This is a genomic window from Streptococcus varani (assembly GCF_001375655.1).
Classification (GTDB): domain Bacteria; phylum Bacillota; class Bacilli; order Lactobacillales; family Streptococcaceae; genus Streptococcus; species Streptococcus varani.
Map to the genome: position 1 here is coordinate 498,670 of NZ_CTEN01000002.1, position 18,981 is coordinate 517,650.

Consider the following 18,981-nt stretch of genomic DNA (forward strand, 5'->3'; position numbering starts at 1 on the left):
GGTCACTCCTTTTTAATATTTTTTACTATCTTAACAAAAATAGCGCTTTCATTATAGATGCATAAGAGCTAAACTTTTAGGGCAAATTGCACAAAAAGAATTTCAAGGGAGAGTGCGATTTTAATGTTTAGAAAAGGCTGGAAATCCAAAAAGCGAAAGAGACTGATTTCTGAACAACAGAAAGTCAATCCCTTTCGCTTTTTTATATGAAGTGTGACATTTTTATACTAGTCTCTCTTCTTATTTACCTAATTCTCTTGTTTTATCTAAAGCTGCATTAACAGCTTCCATAGTTGCTGCTTGGAAACCTGCTTGGGTCATGGCTACCACACCAGCGATAGTTGAGCCACCTGGTGAAGTCACCTGATCTCGTAAATGAGCCGGATGTTGGCCAGTTTCCAAAACCATCTGAGCAGAGCCCAAAACGGTTTGACTGGCTAAGAGCTGAGAATCCGCAACTGAAAGTCCATTTTGAACTCCAGCACTGGTCATGGCATGGATAAATTCATAGACAAAAGCTGGACCACAACCAGCAATGGCAGTTGCTGCATCCATCAATCCTTCTGGCAACTGCTTGACTTGACCAGAATGAGCCATCAGCTCTTGAAAGAGCTGGGCATTTTCAGCTTTTGACGTCGCAAAAGTTGTCATACCTTGGCCGATTGCCACTGGAGTATTGGGCATCATACGGACAAGTTTATCAGCTGGTAAAAATTGGGCCAATTGCTCTAAGCTGACTCCAGCAGCCATGGAAATCCAAACTGCAGAGGGATTTTTTGAAACGGCTTCTTTCACTTCCGTTAAAACCAAACCCACTAGATGAGGTTTAATCCCTAGAAAAACAACGTCCGCTTGAGCTGCTATTTCCTGATTATTGGAGATTTTGCCCTTGTAGAGCACTACTAGTTCAGCTAATTTGTCAGCATTATGGTCGCTAAATAACAGCTCGTGTTGTCCGGACTTCGCAACAGCACGCAAAATAGCAGAACCCATATTCCCTAAACCGATAAATCCAATTTTCATCTTTTCTCCTTATATCCGAATCTGGCCATCACCTGTGATGATGTACTTATAGGTGGTCATTTCCCGTAAGCCCATCGGACCACGCGCATGCATCTTCTGCGTCGAAATTCCCAATTCACAGCCCAAACCAAACTGACCACCATCCGTGAAGCGAGTGGAGACGTTGACATAGACGGCTGCTGAGTCAACGGACTGGGTAAATATATGAGCCGCTTGATCATTTTCTGTCACAATAGCCTCACTATGACCTGTGGAATGTTGGCCAATATGAGCCACAGCTTCCTCTACACCTTTAACAACCTTAACTGCCAGGATATAATCAAGGAACTCCGTATCAAAATCATCCTCACCTGCAGGCACCGCTCTTTCAAATAGTGAGAGTGCGGGTTGATCTGCTCTCAATTCAACCTGTCCAGCCAAATGTGCTTCTAAAATCGGTAAGAATGTCTTAGCTATATCTTCATGGACCAAGAGGACTTCTGCTGAATTGCAAACAGATGGACGACTAGTTTTAGCATTGACCACGATCGATAATGCCTTAGCCACATCTGCATCCTTATCCACATAGACATGGCAGATTCCCGTTCCTGTCTCAATAACTGGAACAGTAGCATTTTCTACCACTGCATGAATGAGGCCAGCTCCACCACGTGGGACCAAGAGATCAATCTTACCTTTTGCTGTCATCAACTCAGTAGCTGAAGTTCTGCTAGTATCCTGAACCAATTCTACAACTTCTGGGGCAATTCCAGCTTGAGACAAGCCTGATTTTAGAGCTGTCACAATGGCCTGAGCCGAATGAAAAGCTTCCTTACCGCCCCGTAAAATCACTGCATTACCACTCTTGATAGCCAAGGCAGCCACATCTGAAGTAACATTTGGACGGCTCTCATAAATCATGCCAATAAGACCAAAGGGAATGGAGCGTTTGCTAATCTTCATTCCATTTGCTGCAGTGGTTTCTTCCAAAACCAATCCGATTGGATCTGGTAAAGCAATTAAGGCTCGAATCCCCGCTGCCATATCTTTAACGCGTTCTTCATTTAAAAGTAGGCGCTCCAACATAACGCTTGAAATAGCAGAATCCTTTGCTGCGCGCATATCCAACTTATTAGCTGCCAAAATAGCATCTATTTGTTCTTCCAGTTGGTTAGCCATAGCTTCTAAAGCCTGATTCTTCTGTCCTGTCGTTGCCAAGTTAATGGCTGATTTATGCTCTAAAAGACTGTCTAGTAATGCTTGTGTAGTCGTCATATCTTTCTCCTTAAAGGGTGACCCAATCATTGCGGTGAATGAAAACTCCTTCAGCATGCTGGTTATCCACCATATCTCGCAAATCAACTGACGAAATTTTCACACGGCCTTTGCCAATCAAACGGTGACTTTTCTGACTATAAACCGCAATAATGTTGCCCACCTCAAAATCACCTTCAATCATCTTGATTCCTGCTGCCAAGAGGCTTTTCCCCTGCTCCAACATTGCTTTTTCTGCGCCAGCATCAATTTCAACTAAAGCATCCGTACGGGCATAAAAAGCCATCCACTGCTTGCGTTGGTTCATGGCATGAGGATCCGCCAAGAAAAGTGTACCCTTATTCTTTTGATGGACCGCTTGAAGGAGTGCTGTATCTTCTTTTGATGAACAGATAAAGACGGGAACACCTGACTTGGTCGCAATTTGAGCAGCCTGAATTTTAGTCGTCATCCCACCCGTTCCATTTGCAGAGCCAGCTCCTGCTGCCATTTCAAATAAATCTTCTGTAATAGTCTCAATCTTGTCCAAATGTCTAGCATGGGGATTGATATTTGGATTGTCGGTATAGAGTCCATCCACATCTGTTAGAAGAACCAACAAATCAGCTTTCAGAAGAGAAGCTACTTGAGCTGACAGAGTGTCATTATCCCCAACCTTAATCTCCTCAATCGCAATGGTATCATTTTCATTGATGATGGGAATAGCTCTTTGGCGAAGAAGTACCTGTAAAGCTTGTGAAGCATTCTGATAACGTCTAGCATCTGCAAAATCATCCTGAGTCAAGAGAACTTGAGCGGATACAATATCATCTTTCATGAAATTACGGGTATATTCTTCAATCAAAAGACCCTGACCAACCGCCGCACTAGCTTGTTTCTCCGCAATCTTGGTCGGTCGCTTCTCAAAACCTAAACGACGAAAACCAGCCGCAATAGAGCCAGAGGTCACTAAAACGATCTGATGCCCCTCTTGATGAAGCTGGGATAACTGATTGGTGATACGGGCAATCTTGATGCGGTCCAAACTACCATTTTCTTGGGTCAAGGAACTGGTCCCAACCTTAAATACTAGAGTTTTCTCTTTCATAGACTCTCTCCATTAAATCTTTCTCAAAAGTATACCATATTCATACAGATAAGAAAAGAATGACAAAAGCCATTCTTTCCAGTTTCCTTTTAAAGCGAATGTTTTGCAAAAAATTCTGCTAATGTCTGAACCAATCCTGCAGTATCTGTCTTCTGAAGCTGGTAGTGTTCTTTTAAAAACTGTCGGATTTGGCGACTGTAACGCTTATTGTGACTCCGTTTGTCTAAGATGACGACTGCTGATACTTGCTGGTCAGTGCGTTTGGTACGCCCAATAGCCTGTTTGAGCTTGAGCAACATGACGGGTAGATTGAAATCAAAGAACGGTTGCTTGCCTTTCTCTCTGAGATAATGATTGATTTTTTTAACCAGAGGATCACGAGGATTATCAAAGGGTAGTCGGGGGATGAGCTGAAGAATCTGAGATTGACTAGAAAAATCAACGCCCTCCCAGAAGGAACCGGTAGCCAATAGAATCTGGCATTCTCCTCTTTCAAAGCGTTTCTTCACCACCATCTCACTCCCATCGCGATACTGAGCTAAATGAGGCAAGCTCCTCTCCTCCAACACTTCTGACACCGCTCCTAAAAGAGCCCGTGAGGTAAAGAGAACTAAGATGGGTTGATTCAGACTCCTTACTTGCTCTAATGAATCTACCACGAAAACAGCCTGATCTGGCAAATCCAACTCCACCAAATCTGGTCCATCAGCTAAGAGAAATATTTCTTGTTGCTGACTTTTTTGGCTGGACAAGATATCCATACTCGCCTCTTTAAAGCCCAATAGGTCCGCCAAATTGACTTTCTTGCTGATATCCAATGTCGCAGAGATACAGAAGGTTTTTTCTTTTGGTAAAAGCGCCGCTAAATCCAGCAGTTCCATCTGTGTCGCCCGCAAATTGTAGATAGTCTCCCCATCCAAATAGTCCACCTCCAACCAGAAGTGCTCATAAAAGTCTAGCAACCATTTCAAATCAGCTAAGCCTGTATCTAAATTAGCTAGTTCCTGCAGATTCTGCTGTAGTTGTTTTAGGTCTTTGCTGACAATCTCTGTCGTTCCACAGTTTTGATAGTTATGAAGCAACTGTTGCAATTCAAAAAAAGAACTTTCATAAAGGCGCTGCTCCAACAAATTTTCTGCCTTATCCTTACGACGTTGAAGATTCTGGAGAAGAGGTTGAAGAGACATGGACTGATTGGTAAACTCCTCAGCTGTCAGAAGTAACTTCTGAGCCTCGTCAATCACTAGAATACGGTTTTGCGTCAGATAAGCTTGGTCCTTAAGATGATGGAGAAGATAGGCATGATTGGTCAAGAGTAGCTGACTAGCTTGTGCCTTCGAATGCAATCTCCTCCAAAAATCCCATTCGGAAAAAACCGATTGAGCGGAGAGGGAACCATCATGTTGAAGCTCAGCAAAGTAAGATGGAAAGCGATACTTTTGCTTGAGTTCATCCATGTCACCTGTTTCTGTTTCACATAGCCAGACCAAGATCTGCATCTTGCAGCGATTGAGTAAACTATTGCTATCCTCCCTTTGCAAGCTTTGCCAAAAACTCTCTAGCTTAAGATAGTGCCTAGAAGATTTGACAGACTGAATAGACAAACCAAAGGTCTGAGCCAATTGATGGCCTTCTTTTTCCATAATCTGCTGCTGCAAGACCAAACTGGGTACTGAAACCAATAAAGGTTGGCTAGTATCGGCCAAAATAGGCAGGAGATAGCCATAGGTTTTACCTATTCCAGCCTGAGCCTGGATAAAATGTACCTGTTTATCTTGATCCTGCAACCGTTCCTTCACCACTTGAGCAAAGACTTCTTGATCTTGACGCTGGTCTAAGCCAAGTCTGATCAAGTTTTCCGAGAAATCGTTCGCCAGACCTGTCCCTTTTTTTTCTGGCTCAATGGTCTTGAGCATGAGCCCATGAACATCCTGATGGTGATGACTAGAGTAAGCAGACATCGCTTCATAGACCTCATCAATGACCATGCGGGATTCATGTAGAAGATAATCAGCCAGTTGCAGGATTTGTCCTATCGTTTCTTTAGGTAAGCTAGCAATTTTCTCCTGGATTTTTATGAGTAGCTGAGCTGTTGCCCTAGCATCTGAAATAGCTGTATGGGCCTGTTCTAATTCCAAATCCAAGGCTTGAGCCAAATGACTCAGACTGTATTTTTCCAAAGTTGGGAAAAATACTTGGGCTAATTCAACTGTATCCACACGTGGAGTATGCAAATCAAATCCTTCAAAGAAGAGGTTTTCTGCCAGTAAATTTCCATCAAATTTGACATTATGGGCTACAAAAATAGCGTCCTCAATCAGACGATAGATGTCTTCTGCTACCTGACCAAATCCAGGAGCCTTTCTCAGTTCTTTATTACTGATTCCTGTCAGGAGTTGAATTTGCGGACTTAAATCCTCATTGGGATTGATATTCTGCTCATAAGTCTGGATAATCTGCCCATCTTCTACTAAAACAATCCCAACCTGTATAATTTTTGCATCGCTACCTGTCCCCGTTGCTTCTAAGTCCACAACAGCGTAACGATTTCCACTTTTTTTCTCTGCCATAGTATTCAAATTATATCATAAAAGAGCCTACTTGGGTTTGACCAAGTTAGACTCTTCATCACTTTTTATCCGTCTAGTCGCAAGCTATCATCGGCTAAGAAGCTACTTTGAAATTTGCTAATTGGTCGAAAATGAGTCTTGCCAAATTCATCAATCAGACCATGAAATTCCTGAGCATCCGCATAGGTAAAGGGGGCTGGCAAAAGACTAAGTCTACGATGCAAAGATTGATAATCGGTTAGCCCCTCTACTCCAAGCAAGCCAAAGAGAGTTCGAGCGTATTTATCCGCTACAAACTGAGCTTGTTCAAAAATATAGGTCAGCAAGACATCTGCCGTTTCTGGACCAACTCCGTGCAAACTCAGCAGGACAGATCGTAAGTCATCACCATATTTCTCCACGATTGCAGCAGGATTTGATTCATGTTGCAAATACCAGCTAGCCATCGTTTGAATTGCCCTACTCTTATTTTTCATAAAACCAGCTGGACGGACCAATTCTTCTAAGAACTCCCTCTTCAACTTGACTATCTTTGTAAAATCATAGGCGGTCTCTTTCTTTATGCCTTGAGAAGCCCGAGTAGCATTCGCTTCCGTGGTATTTTGAATAAGGATCGCTTCAATGATAATCTGCTCCTTACTATCTGCAGGCCACCACCCGGTCGGCCCCATCTGAGCCAACATTTTTTGATATAGTTGATACACATTTAATTCCATATGATTCCCCTCTTGAAGCTATTTTAACAGAAATTCGTAAACTTGTTTCTAAAACAGGCACCAACCATGTCAAATCTCCTCTTTTTTGTTAGACTTATAAGTGGAGGATTTTCTATGAAACTACATCGTACAAACAATACCATTGCAGGGGAGAATACCTATTATCTTGAAAATGACAGCCACCTGATTGTGGTAGATCCTGGCAGTGATTGGACTGTGATTGAAAGAACCATTAAGCAAATCAATAAACCGATCGCTGCCATTCTATTGACCCACACCCACTATGATCATATCATGAGTCTAGAAAAAGTGCGTAATACTTTTGACCATCCACCCGTTTATGTCTCTGAAAAAGAGGCCACTTGGCTCTATTCCCCACTGGATAATCTATCTGGTCAGCCAAGGCATGATGACTTAGCGGATGTCATTTGCCAAGCCGCTGAAGAAGTCTTTCACTATGAAGAAGACTACGATCTATCTGGTTTCCATTTTACCGTTGTAGAGACGCCTGGTCATTCATGGGGTGGTGTTTCCTTTATCTTCCTTCAAGATGAATTGGTGATTACGGGAGATGCTCTCTTTCGAGAAACCATCGGCCGCACAGACCTACCAACCGGTAATTTCGATCAACTGATTGCAGGTATTAAGAAAAACATCCTCAGTTTACCCGGTCACTATAAAGTTTATCCTGGCCATGGCCCTGATTCTACTATTACCCATGAGAAAGTCTTTAATCAATTTTTCAACGGCAACAACTAAAAATCCCTGATAAAAAGGCATAAAATAACGTCTACAATTGCGTTATTCTATGCCTTTTAAGATTGGGTGCTGTTTTTCTAAGTTCTTTTTATCGGTAAAATAAGAAAAGTAAACAAGCACTTGTTAATAATCTTTTTACTTAAATCTTTAAGAATCGGCTCATTGAAATCATAGAACCCAGAGATCCAATGACGATACCAACTAAGAAGAGACTTCCAATCATTCCAGGAATGAAGACATTCATTGGGATTAGTGAAAGATTCTGAGTTGCCAAGCTTGGTGCCAAGGATTGGAACGCAGCTCTGTAGAGGAAATAAATCAAAGCAGATGGTGCAATAGCTCCCATTAGACCGACCCAAGCCCCTTCCAAGAGGAATGGACCACGGATATAGGAATTTTTAGCGCCCACTAAGCGCATGATTTGAATCTCACGGCTACGTGAAATAATGGTAATACGGATAGTATTTGAAATTAAGAGGACTGCCGTCAGGAGTAAGAGCACAGTTGCTGCTAGACCCCATGTACGAACCATATCTGCTAACTTAAAGATTCGCTCTGTTTCCACTTCACCATCACGAACCTCGGAAACTCCATCAATTTTCGCAACCTCTGCGGCAACTTTTTTCACAGATTCAGGAGTTTTTGTTTCGATGATATAAGCTTCATAGAGCGGATTTGCATCCCCTGAGAAGAGTTTCCAAGTTTCCCCTAAGGTATCTGTCAAATGTTGCAACTGTTCTTCTTTGCTAGAATAGGTAACATCAGCAACCTCTTCCATATTTTTAATCTGGTTAAAGATGGCCAAGTAACTTTCATTTTTTACCGTTTCACCAACATCATTTACCACTTCTTTCTTCTGATCAGTTGCCCCTTCACGCAAGTAAACATTGATACGGACATTGTTTTCCAAATCAGTTGCCAACTTAGCTGTGTTCAAAATAACAGAAGCAAAAATACCAACCAAAATCAAGGTAATGGTTACAGAAGAGATAGCTGCAACTGTCATCCAACCATTTCGTTTGAGGCTTTTCAGCGACTCAAGAAAGTGTCTAAAATATCGTCTAATCATCGTATCCATATTCTCCTTCAGTTTCATCACGCACCAGTCGACCATCTTCGATTGCAATAACGCGGTGGCGGAGGGTATTAACGATTTGGCTATTGTGGGTAGCCATCAAAATGGTTGTCCCCTGCAAGTTAATGCGCTCCAAAAGATGCATGATCTCCCATGAGTTCTCAGGATCCAAGTTACCAGTTGGTTCATCCGCAATCAAGACTTTGGGATTATTGACAATAGCGCGTGCAATAGCGATACGTTGTTGTTCCCCACCTGAAAGTTCATTGGGGAAAGAGCGGATTTTATGCTTCAAACCAACCAAGTCTAAGACTTCCATGACACGCTTCTTAATATTTCTCGGTTTTTCCCCGATAACTTCCATGGCGTAAGCAATATTTTCAAAGACTGTTTTTCTTGGCAAAAGTTTGTAGTCCTGAAAGACCACTCCCACGCTACGACGCAATAGAGGCACATCTTTTTTCTTGATTTTAGCAAGATTGAAGTTCCCTACTGTCAAACTACCCTTATCAATTTTTTCCTCGCGATAGAGTAATTTGATAAAGGTCGATTTACCAGCACCAGACGGTCCAACAATATAGGCAAATTCACCCGATTCTACACTAACAGATACTCCTCTTAAGGCTGTTGTTCCGTTTCCATATTTTTTGGAAACGTCTTTCATTTCTATAATTCCCATAAGTTTGCTGTCCTAAGACAGTCCTTTCTTCAGATTAGCGAATCCGCCATTTCAAGTAGGCATCAATAAAGCCGTCGATATCTCCGTCCATCACCTTATCTACTTGGGCTACTTCAAAGTTAGTCCTGTGATCTTTAACCATGGTATAAGGTGTAAAGACATAGGATCGAATTTGACTTCCCCAGGTAATTTCCCGTTTGTCTCCCTTAAGGGCATCGACTTCCGCTGCTTTCTTTTCTTGTTCCATTTGATAGAGCTTGGCTTGAAGCATCTTCATTGCTCGATCACGGTTGCCATACTGAGTTCGGTCAACCGTTGATGCAACAACGATTCCAGTTGGAATATGGGTCAAGCGAACACCTGTCGAAACCTTGTTAACGTTCTGACCACCGGCACCACCCGAACGGAAGGTATCCATTTTAATGTCGTCTTCACGAATATCCACTTCAATGGTATCATCTAATTCCGGCATAACTTCGATAGATGTAAAAGAAGTATGGCGACGTTTGGCAGAGTCAAATGGAGATATGCGAACCAAGCGATGAACGCCCATTTCTGATTTAAGAAATCCATATGCATTCGGACCTTCAAAAGAGAGCGTTACAGACTTAATTCCAGCTTCATCTCCTGCTTGGTAATCCAGGGTTTCAACCTTATAACCCTTGGCATTACCATAGCGCATATACATCCGCATGAGCATCTCGCCCCAATCTTGAGCCTCTGTTCCACCAGAACCTGGATGGATTTCCAGGATGGCATTGTTATGGTCATAGGGTTCTGATAAGAGAAGCGTCATCTCGTAGCTTGTCATCAGTTTATCTAATTCTGCAAGTTTTTCAACCAATTCTTCACGAACGGATTCATCTTCGGCTAAGAAATCTTTTAGAATTTCAGATTCTTCCAACAAATCAATCATAAGATGGAAATTATTGTAGGTATTCTTCAATTCATTAAGTTCTTGTGATGTTTTTTGAGCCGCAATATTATCATTCCAAAAATCAGGTTCGGTCATCTTATTTTCTAAGATGGCAATCTCTTCTTCCAGACTATCTAAGTCAAAGAGACCCCCTGAATGAGTTCAATTTGGCTTCAAGTTCTTCGATTTTTTGTCGAATTTCTGCTGTATCCATATACACCTCATTCTCTTTTTGACCGCAGAAAACGGCCTTAGCTTATCTATTTTATCACATTTAGAGCCCTTTGGCTATTTTCAAAAATGCTGCTTGTTCAGCTAGGACTTCTGGATGGTCACTTTTAATCTCTTGGACAAAGGAAACCATACCTTCATCCGGCTCTTTTATCAATTGACCGAGCGCCCAGATAGCAGTCGCTGCATGGATGGGATTTTGCATCTTGTCGATGATTTCCAGCAACTTAGGAATAGCTGAACGGTCATGGGCATTGGCCAGAGCAATGATGGCATTTCTTTGTAGAATGTTTTTTCCTCTCCAAGAACCTGCAATCATACCAAACTTTTCCTTAAACTGACCATTAGATAATTCCAAAAAAGGCAATAGCTCTGGCTGAGCTAAATCCGGATCAATCGCTACCACTGGTGGACTGTCAATACCTTTGTTATAGGGACAACAAATCTGGCAGACGTCACAGCCATAAATGACCGTTTTCATCTTTTTTCGAAATTCTAAGTCCATCATCCCCTTATCCTGAGTTTGAAAGGATAAGCAACGTCTGGCGTCCATAGTCGAGTCACCCAACAAACAGGAGGTCGGACAAGCAGTGACACAACGGTTACAGTCCCCACAATCATAGTCAACGGGACTATCCGCTTCAATCACCAAATTGGTTACCAACTCGCCCAAAAACATGTAGGAGCCAAATTCTTTGGAGATGACCAGACCATTTTTTCCAATAAAACCGATGCCAGCTCGCCTTGCCACTGCTGTATCCACCAAGGCTCCTGTATCCACCATCCCCTTGTATTCAAAATCAGCTGTCAGCTCCTCTATCGCTCGAGCCAACCGCTCCAACTTATCCTGAACAATGTAGTGGTAATCCAACCCCCAAGAATTAGGCGTTATTTTCCCACGACGGTACTGGGTCTTTTGCGGTTTCTGTGGAAGTCTCCTGGGGTAAGCAATGGCAATAGAGATAATGGTCTTAGCTGATGCCAAACTGAACTTGGGATCAATGCGCTCTTCGATATTTTTATGCTCAAAGCCTGTTGTACGACCTTCTTCCACTCCTGCGCGCAATGATTTTTCCAAATATGCAAAATCATCTGCTGTAGTAAAACCAATTTTTGAAATCCCAATTTCTTGAGACACTTGAATAATTTTTTCCTTTAGATTCATCTCTTTTATTCTAACAAAAATGCTTTAAAAATCAATGGTCTTGAACATTGATAAGATATCTATAGTAAGGCATTTTAGTATTATAACAAAAAAGAGAGGAGCTTGGGTTACAGTTACGTAACGAATCCCTCTTCTTATTACATTTTTTTTACAATTTAAAATTTTTTAGACTCAATAAGTTTGAAACATTGTAGCTGCATTGATAGAATTGTTGAGAGTTTCGAGATTGACCTGACGAGTAGTTCCCATAATCAAGAACCAATCAATAAATGGCCAAATCCCCAGAGTCATCCAAGATAAAAAAAGTTTAGCCACTCCCAAACCAATATGTCCGATATAGAAACGATCCACACCAAAATGACCTAAGAAAATTGAAAAAATTAAGGCAGTAGTCGGACTTTTTAAATTTGCAGCAAGAACATAAGCCTTTTGATTTTCTGTCAAAGCATCTAGGCGTTGACGAAGCATGGGAATAGCTTCTGGTGGTAAATTATCAGCATTGGCAGCTAAATAGGCATCTGAAAATACGGACATCTTTTTCTCCTTTGACTACTTTTTTATTATACACAGTTCTACCATTTTTGTAAAGGCTGGCCTAGGCCTAGACTACTCGATCTCGCACTGCTTTCGCTATTTCTGGCTTGTCCGTAATGATAGCAGGTAAGTCTCTTTTAAAAATTTCGCTCATTAACTTCTCATTATTCACAGTCCATAGACGCAAAGCTTTCTTAGAAGCATATTTATTTTTAAAATACCACTTATGAGACAAATGCAAGGTCTTAATCCAAGGTAGTAACCTCCCCAGTAAAATCAAGAGTTTCATTTCCTTGACCAAGTATGCTATTTCAGCCTTTTTATCCAAGCGGTGCATGCGATATAGTGAACACAAACTGAAGGATGAGTACATTATTTCAAATGGCCAGCTTTTCTTCTTGACCAAGGCAAGCACTTTTTTCTCCATACCTCTATAAGCAAACTTCTTCATTTTGAGCTCGATATTTAAGATTCCTCGAAAATGCCTGTCTTCCAAAAGCTCAAAAACTTCACTGAGACTAGGAATCCTCTCTCCCATAAAAGACTTATCAAACCAAGTTCCAGCATCCAGTTCCTTTAATTGAGCTAGAGTCAAATTCTTGATATATCCACTTCCATCTGTTGTTCTATCCACTGTCACATCATGGATAACCACTAAGTGACCATCCTTAGTCTGTTGAACATCTAATTCAATGCCATCAGCTCCAACACGCAGAGCTTCGTCAAAGGATGCAAGTGTATTTTCTGGTCTGTTAACAGAGCTCCCTCTATGAGCAATTATTTGTGTCATGTTTCTTCTCCTAGTTTTCATATTTTATCATATTTTTTTAAAATGGAAAGATTCACTAGCCCCTTCCTATGATATAATAAGTTTGAGAGGTGATATTATGGCTGTGACTATTTTACGAAAGACAGGAATATTCGGTCCTTGGGGACAACTGAAACTAATAGTGAAAGAGGACGAAGCAGCTAAGATTGCCAACAATCAAACTGTGACCTTTGATTTACCTAGTTATCCTATCCACTTATCGATTAAGGGGGATCCTAAATCGACAATCTTAGTCAGTGATCATCAAAAATACATTCTCTGTACCAATCCTCTTTTTCAGTGGGCTTGCTTAACAGCCATTAGCCTTTTTATCATTAGTATCTTCATCAAAATTGTCTTGATCAAATGGATTTTACTTATTATTTATATGACCTTACTCCTAGTAGCTCAATTCTTTTTGCCCCGCTATTGCTTCAAACCTATGCTGGCTCCTAGGATCAAGATTAAAGAATTTTGTTAGTAGTAGTTTGCCTAAGATAAACGAACTCTTAAAACTCAAAAAAATCAGATTCACTGGAATCTGATTTTTTATTACTAGTTACTCTTCTGTACCAATAAGGTTCTTACCAACAAGGGCAGCCAATAAACCACCTAAAATTGGAGCAAAGACAAAGACCCAAACTTGACTGAGTGCTTGACCACCAACAAATACTGCTGGAGCCAAACTACGAGCTGGATTGACAGAAAGACCTGTTACGTTGAGCCCCAGCAAAATCATCAGTGTCAAAGTCAAACCGATAACAAGGCCAGCAATTTTGCCATTGCCCTTGCTTTCTGATGTAACAGTTAGGATTGTCAAAATAAAGATAAATGATGCGATTGCTTCAAAGATGAAAGCACCTGCGACATTAACCGTTGAGAATCCGTTCTCACCAAGACTGGCTGTATCTAACCCAGCATTTGATGCTAAGAAGAAGAGGGTGGCCGTCGCTAGAAAAGCACCCGCTAATTGAGCTGCAATATAGGTAGCAAGCTCCTTACCATCCATACGTTTGTTGACAAACATAGCGATTGAGACTGCTGGGTTTAAGTGAGCACCTGAAACAGCACCGATTGAATATGCTGCTGCTACAATGGATAAACCAAAAGCAAGTGCAATCCCGAGGTGACCGACACCTTCAACACCATTCCCAAAAACAACAGTTCCTGTACCAACAAATACAAGAATAAATGTACCGATTGCCTCTGCAAAGAATTTTTTCATAAAAATCCACCTTCCTTGAAACCATAATATTTTTCTATACTGTCATTATAGACATATTCAAGAATAATAGCAAATTTTCTGATTGTTTTCATATATTTTTCATAAAATTAAAAACTGCCAAATATCTTTTGACAGTTTTTAACCATAAAAATGGGCTCTATAATTTCTGTAGTGGGTCAGACCACTATGGAGGTTATGGAGCCTTTTTGAGTGTATACAAAAAGTCCCATATGACCTATAATGAAAAGCGACAAAACCATCATTTTAGAAAGACTCATATGGAACAATTTGATTTTATCACAAACTTACTTGGAATAAAAGACCCTAATATCACCATTTCAGATTATGTGGACGCTGGAACTCATAAAGAAGTCATCGCTAAACTTGACTATCCGGCTCCTAAATGCCACAACTGTCATGGTCAGATGGCTAAATATGACCTCCAAAAAGAATCTAAAATCCCCTATCTGGAATGTGCTGGATATAAGACCTTAATTCGTTTAAGGAAACGTCGTTTTCGTTGTCAGGATTGCGGAAAAATAGCTGTCGCAGAAACTTCTCTGGTCAAGAAGAATCATCAAATACCAGCTATTGTTAACCATAAGATTGCTCAAAAGCTGATTGAGAAAGCTTCTATGACAGACATCGCTGAATGCTTGGCCGTATCCACTTCAACAGTCATTCGCAAACTCAAGGAGTTCCAATTCAAGACTGACCTAACTTGGCTCCCAGCTCACATGAGCTGGGATGAATATAGTTTCAAGAAGGGCAAAATGAGCTTCATCGCACAAGATTTTGACTCGCTTACTATCTTAGCTATTCTAGATGGACGAACACAAACGACCATTCGCAATCACTTCCTCCGCTATTCCAGACAGGTGAGAAACCGAGTCAAAGTCATCACTATGGACATGTTTAGTCCTTACTACGATATCGCTAAAAAATTATTTCCAAACGCTAAAATTGTCCTCGATCGCTTTCATATCGTCCAACATATGAGTCGGGCCATGAACCATCTGCGCATCCAAATCATGAAGCAGTTTGACAGAAAATCTCATGAATACAAGGCGCTAAAAAGCTACTGGAAACTCATTCAACAGGATAGAAGTAAACTCAGCGATAAACGCTTTTATCGCCCTACTTTTCGGATGCATTTAACCAACAAAGAGATTCTTAAAAAACTACTTTCTTACTCGCAGGAACTTCGAGAACACTATGAACTTTACCAACTATTGCTTTTTCATTTTCAAAAGAAGCAAGCTGAACATTTCTTTGACCTCATTGAGGAGCTGCTTCCCAGCGTAAATCCCATCTTTCAAACTATTTTTAAAACCTTTTTGAAGGATAAGGACAAGATCATTAACGCATTAGAACTCCCCTATTCAAACGCCAAACTAGACGCTACTAACAACCTCATCAAAGTCATTAAGCGTAATGCCTTTGGTTTCCGGAACTTTGACAACTTTAAATTAAGAATTCTCATCGCTTTGAACATCAAAAAGAAGAGAACCAAGTTGGTCCTCTCCAGGTTATGACTTTTCAGCAACCCACTACAGTTGACAAAGAGCCTAAAAATGATTTAAATCGCTTTTTTATCATGCCCAAGCGCTCGTTGAACAGCTTTCACTACTTCAACTAAGACGACCATAAGGAGACTTCCGATGACAACAACCAACCATTGAGTTGGTGACAATACGGTCACATGGAAGAAGTTATTGAAACCAGGAATAACAATTGTCGACATTAAGAGCACGAAAGCAATGGGGATAGACATATTGAAGAGACGATTTTTGAAGAGACCAACTTTGAAGATGGATTGGTAAACCGACTTAACATTAAAGGCATGAACCAATTGAATCAAACCAAGAGTGACATAAGCCATCGTTAGGGCATCTGCATGGACTAAATCATAGCCTGTATGCTCTGGGAACATGAGGGCAAATCCGTAAACACCCAATACCAAGATTGTTTGGAAAGCACCTTGATAGAGAATAGCTTCCATAACACCACCGTCGAAGAAACTTGATTTACGACCACGAGGTTTGTTTTTCATAACACCTGGTTCAGCAGGTTCTACACCAAGTGCGATAGCTGGAAGTGTATCGGTTACCAAGTTGATCCATAAGAGATGAACTGGCTGAAGTACATCCCAACCAAAGAGTGTTGCTAAGAAGATGGTAAATACTTCGGCCATGTTGGCTGAAAGTAAATACTGGATGGTTTTCTGGATATTTGAGAAGACTTTACGACCTTCTTCAACCGCAACGATAATGGTTGCAAAGTTGTCATCTGCCAGAACCATATCCGATGCGCCTTTCGACACTTCTGTACCTGTAATCCCCATACCGATACCGATATCTGCGGTCTTGAGGGATGGAGCATCATTGACACCATCACCCGTCATGGCAACAACTTTACCGTCATTTTGCCAAGCTTTTACGATACGCACCTTGTGTTCAGGTGATACACGGGCATATACAGAATATTGTTTGAAGACTTTTTGGAATTCTTCATCTGTCAACTCATTAAGTTCTGCACCAGTGAAGACGTGGTCCTCTGTATCACCTTCGTCAATGATGCCCAAGCGTTTAGCAATCGCTTCAGCCGTGTCTTGGTGGTCACCGGTAATCATGATGGGACGGATTCCAGCTTCCTTGGCAACACGAACTGCTTCTGCTGCTTCCGGACGTTCCGGGTCAATCATACCAACCAAACCTGCAAAGACAAGGTCTGCTTCAACGATTTCAGTTTCCAAAGTTGGGATCGCATCCGTGTATTTGTAAGCCATCATAAGGACGCGAAGGGCTTGTTTAGCGAGTTCCTTATTGGTACCAAGAATAGCCTTACGATCCGCATCGGTAATTGGACGAACAGTCCCATTTTCTTCCATTTGAGTCACTCGTTTCAGCAACTGGTCTGGAGCACCTTTTACAGCCACGAAGAAATTGCCATCCGCTTGTTTATGAATGGTAGACATAAGCTTACGATCTGAGTCAAATGGCAACTCTGCTACACGTGGTTCAGCAAGAAGAACTTCACGAACATCAAAGGTGTGATCCAATCCATATTGAACAAGGGCTGTTTCTGTTGGGTCCCCAATCAGCTTATCATCTGGACCGATTTTTGTATCATTAGCAAAGTTCATGACACGAAGCGTGTTGTTGGTCATGTCAATATCAGCACCAGATGAAATCAATTGACCGTTGGTATAGATTTTTTCAACTGTCATTTGGTTCATGGTCAAGGTACCAGTTTTATCAGATGCGATAATCTCCGTTGAACCAAGCGTTTCAACCGCTGGCAATTTACGAACGATAGAGTTCCGCTTTGCCAAGACCTGTGTACCAAGTGACAGCACAACAGTTACAATAGCTGGCAAGCCTTCTGGGATAGCCGCAACAGCCAGGGCCACAGAAGTCATTAGACCCTGAATAGGTGCTTGACCACGTAGGAAAACTCCCACCGCAAAGGTAATCGCAGCAACCGCAAGGACTGCGTAGGTCAAAATTTTAGATAATTGGTGTAAGTTTTGCTTAAGCGGTGTATCTGTTTCATCCGCATTTGCAAGCATTCCTGCGATGTGTCCAACTTCTGTATACATACCTGTATTGGTCACAACACCTGTACCACGTCCGTATGTAACATTTGAGTTTTGGTAGGCCATGTTGACACGGTCACCGATACCGGCATCAGCTGCTACTTGCACATGCAAGTCTTTTTCAACTGGCACAGACTCACCAGTCAAAGCTGCTTCTTCGATTTTCAAAGAGGCTGCTTGTAAGAGACGCATATCAGCAGGAACCACGTCACCCGCTTCCAAAAGAACGATATCACCAGGAACCAATTCCTTTGAATCAACTTCAATAACATGACCATCACGACGCACACGCGCCAATGGACTAGACATAGACTTAAGGGCATCGATAGCCGCTTCAGCTTGTCCCTCTTGGTATACACCAAAGGCCGCATTGAGTACAACGACTGCCAAGATGATAATGGCATCGGTCAATCCATGCATGCCTTCTGTAATAACAGAAAGGGCTGCTGCCACTAAGAGGATGATAATCATCAAATCCTTAAACTGATCAAGGAATTTCATAAATAGGCTACGTTTTTCACCTTCATCCAATTCATTACGTCCATATGTTGCTAGACGTTCGTTGGCTTGTGCCTTGGTCAAACCATCTTGGCTTGTTTCCAAGCTAGATAAGACCTGATCCTTGGCCTGTGTATAATACAATTCCTTTTTTTGTTCTTTCGACAAAATAAGCTCCTCCTAGTCTCTTTTTCACAAAAAAGAGACTTGTTTTTTTAAAAAACAAGTCTCGCTGTTTAAGATTATGCCGGAAATTCTAGATTTCGTAATGACGACATAAACGCAATTTTTAAAAGCTTCTATCACAAGATCGCTGATTTTTAAACGTGAAAATCAGCCCATATGAAGAAATCAATTTAAAAATTACTAGCTACTCCCTCGATTTACTTTAAATTATATCAAATTGAGAGATTTTTTCAAGAAGTAAACACCTTGAAAACGTTTTTTTGGAACGACCTAACCCCAACCGATCTCCATCTGATAGGATGCAAAAATCCCATCTCCCTCTAACTGTTTAAGGTCATAATGTAAAGTAAGGCTTTGCTGGTCTCTATCAAGAAGAAAATACTTAGTGTCTGTCACAAAGTGTTGCATACCTAGGGGTGTATGGAGAATCACCACAGCATCTTTCTTCTCCCTAAAGCGCATAATGGACTTTGGACTTGAAAAACGAGTCATGACTAATTCGGTCTCATCACACTTGATGATTGTCTTTTCTTTTTCCTCATTGTGAAAGATTAGATAGAGTTGATCTTTTTTTTCTACCAGCTCTACTGGATATTCTTGGTCTAACACTTCTATTTGTCCATCTAAGGTTATTTTATTGCGTAAACTAATTTTCAT

Annotated in this window: 17 protein-coding genes; 3 read left to right on the plus strand and 14 right to left on the minus strand. The window is 41.3% G+C overall.

Translation table 11 applies throughout. The features are described from left to right. Positions 1-240: 240 nt before the first annotated feature. From proC to BN1356_RS05995, 5 genes are all read right to left on the minus strand, one after another. Positions 241-1,023, minus strand: a complete 783-nt coding sequence (gene proC, locus BN1356_RS05975; RefSeq protein WP_093650476.1) for a pyrroline-5-carboxylate reductase — start codon at positions 1,021-1,023, stop codon at positions 241-243. Between the two features lie 9 nt (positions 1,024-1,032). Next, positions 1,033-2,277, minus strand: a complete 1,245-nt coding sequence (locus BN1356_RS05980) for a glutamate-5-semialdehyde dehydrogenase (RefSeq protein WP_093650477.1) — start codon at positions 2,275-2,277, stop codon at positions 1,033-1,035. Between the two features lie 10 nt (positions 2,278-2,287). Continuing rightward, the gene (gene proB, locus BN1356_RS05985) at positions 2,288-3,364 is read right to left on the minus strand and encodes a glutamate 5-kinase (protein WP_093650478.1); all 1,077 of its coding nucleotides are present in this window, start codon (positions 3,362-3,364) and stop codon (positions 2,288-2,290) included. A gap of 89 nt (positions 3,365-3,453) precedes the next feature. Continuing rightward, positions 3,454-5,934 carry a bifunctional DnaQ family exonuclease/ATP-dependent helicase gene (locus BN1356_RS05990; RefSeq protein ID WP_093650479.1) on the minus strand — a complete coding sequence of 827 codons (2,481 nt, stop codon included), beginning with the start codon at positions 5,932-5,934 and terminating at the stop codon, positions 3,454-3,456. 65 nt (positions 5,935-5,999) lie between these two features. Then, a complete protein-coding gene (locus BN1356_RS05995; protein WP_093650480.1) occupies positions 6,000-6,650 on the minus strand; it encodes an endonuclease III domain-containing protein in 651 nt (216 codons plus the stop codon). Positions 6,651-6,764: 114 nt separating this feature from the next. Between BN1356_RS05995 and BN1356_RS06000 the strand changes: the two genes are divergently transcribed. Next, the gene (locus BN1356_RS06000; protein ID WP_093650481.1) at positions 6,765-7,409 is read left to right on the plus strand and encodes an MBL fold metallo-hydrolase; all 645 of its coding nucleotides are present in this window, start codon (positions 6,765-6,767) and stop codon (positions 7,407-7,409) included. Between the two features lie 139 nt (positions 7,410-7,548). Here the strand turns inward: BN1356_RS06000 and ftsX are convergent, their stop codons facing one another. From ftsX to BN1356_RS06035, 6 genes are all read right to left on the minus strand, one after another. Further along, positions 7,549-8,478 carry a permease-like cell division protein FtsX gene (ftsX, locus tag BN1356_RS06005; protein ID WP_176694236.1) on the minus strand — a complete coding sequence of 310 codons (930 nt, stop codon included), beginning with the start codon at positions 8,476-8,478 and terminating at the stop codon, positions 7,549-7,551. After that, complete coding sequence (gene ftsE / locus BN1356_RS06010) at positions 8,471-9,163, minus strand: cell division ATP-binding protein FtsE (protein ID WP_093650483.1); 693 nt, start codon at positions 9,161-9,163, stop codon at positions 8,471-8,473. The genes ftsX and ftsE overlap by 8 nt, the downstream gene beginning before the upstream one ends. 34 nt (positions 9,164-9,197) lie before the next feature. Further along, positions 9,198-10,293 (minus strand): peptide chain release factor 2 gene (prfB, locus tag BN1356_RS06015; RefSeq protein WP_141651829.1). Its coding sequence is split into 2 segments (ribosomal slippage): positions 9,198-10,220 and positions 10,222-10,293, totalling 1,095 coding nucleotides; the frame shifts between segments, so codons are not numbered across the junction. Between the two features lie 60 nt (positions 10,294-10,353). Further along, positions 10,354-11,475, minus strand: a complete 1,122-nt coding sequence (queG, locus tag BN1356_RS06025; RefSeq protein ID WP_093650485.1) for a tRNA epoxyqueuosine(34) reductase QueG — start codon at positions 11,473-11,475, stop codon at positions 10,354-10,356. Between the two features lie 171 nt (positions 11,476-11,646). Next, positions 11,647-12,009, minus strand: a complete 363-nt coding sequence (locus BN1356_RS06030; RefSeq protein ID WP_093650486.1) for a TM2 domain-containing protein — start codon at positions 12,007-12,009, stop codon at positions 11,647-11,649. A 67-nt stretch (positions 12,010-12,076) separates the two neighbouring features. After that, on the minus strand, positions 12,077-12,799 hold the full coding sequence (locus BN1356_RS06035) for a glycerophosphodiester phosphodiesterase family protein (protein WP_093650487.1): 723 nt from the start codon (positions 12,797-12,799) through the stop codon (positions 12,077-12,079). A 97-nt stretch (positions 12,800-12,896) separates the two neighbouring features. On the opposite strand from BN1356_RS06035, the gene BN1356_RS06040 reads away from it, so the two are divergent. Next, on the plus strand, positions 12,897-13,298 hold the full coding sequence (locus BN1356_RS06040) for a hypothetical protein (RefSeq protein ID WP_093650488.1): 402 nt from the start codon (positions 12,897-12,899) through the stop codon (positions 13,296-13,298). Positions 13,299-13,376: 78 nt separating this feature from the next. Here the strand turns inward: BN1356_RS06040 and BN1356_RS06045 are convergent, their stop codons facing one another. Next, complete coding sequence (locus BN1356_RS06045) at positions 13,377-14,042, minus strand: MIP/aquaporin family protein (protein ID WP_093650489.1); 666 nt, start codon at positions 14,040-14,042, stop codon at positions 13,377-13,379. 278 nt (positions 14,043-14,320) lie between these two features. Here BN1356_RS06045 and BN1356_RS06050 point away from each other — a divergent pair, with 278 nt between their 5' ends. Next, complete coding sequence (locus tag BN1356_RS06050; RefSeq protein WP_176694242.1) at positions 14,321-15,577, plus strand: ISL3 family transposase; 1,257 nt, start codon at positions 14,321-14,323, stop codon at positions 15,575-15,577. 44 nt (positions 15,578-15,621) lie between these two features. Here the strand turns inward: BN1356_RS06050 and BN1356_RS06055 are convergent, their stop codons facing one another. Both BN1356_RS06055 and BN1356_RS06060 read right to left on the minus strand, forming a co-directional pair. After that, entirely contained in the window at positions 15,622-18,306 is a 2,685-nt protein-coding gene (locus tag BN1356_RS06055) for a cation-translocating P-type ATPase (RefSeq protein ID WP_093650491.1), read from the minus strand. A gap of 288 nt (positions 18,307-18,594) precedes the next feature. Beyond that, entirely contained in the window at positions 18,595-18,981 is a 387-nt protein-coding gene (locus BN1356_RS06060) for a YwiB family protein (RefSeq protein ID WP_093650492.1), read from the minus strand.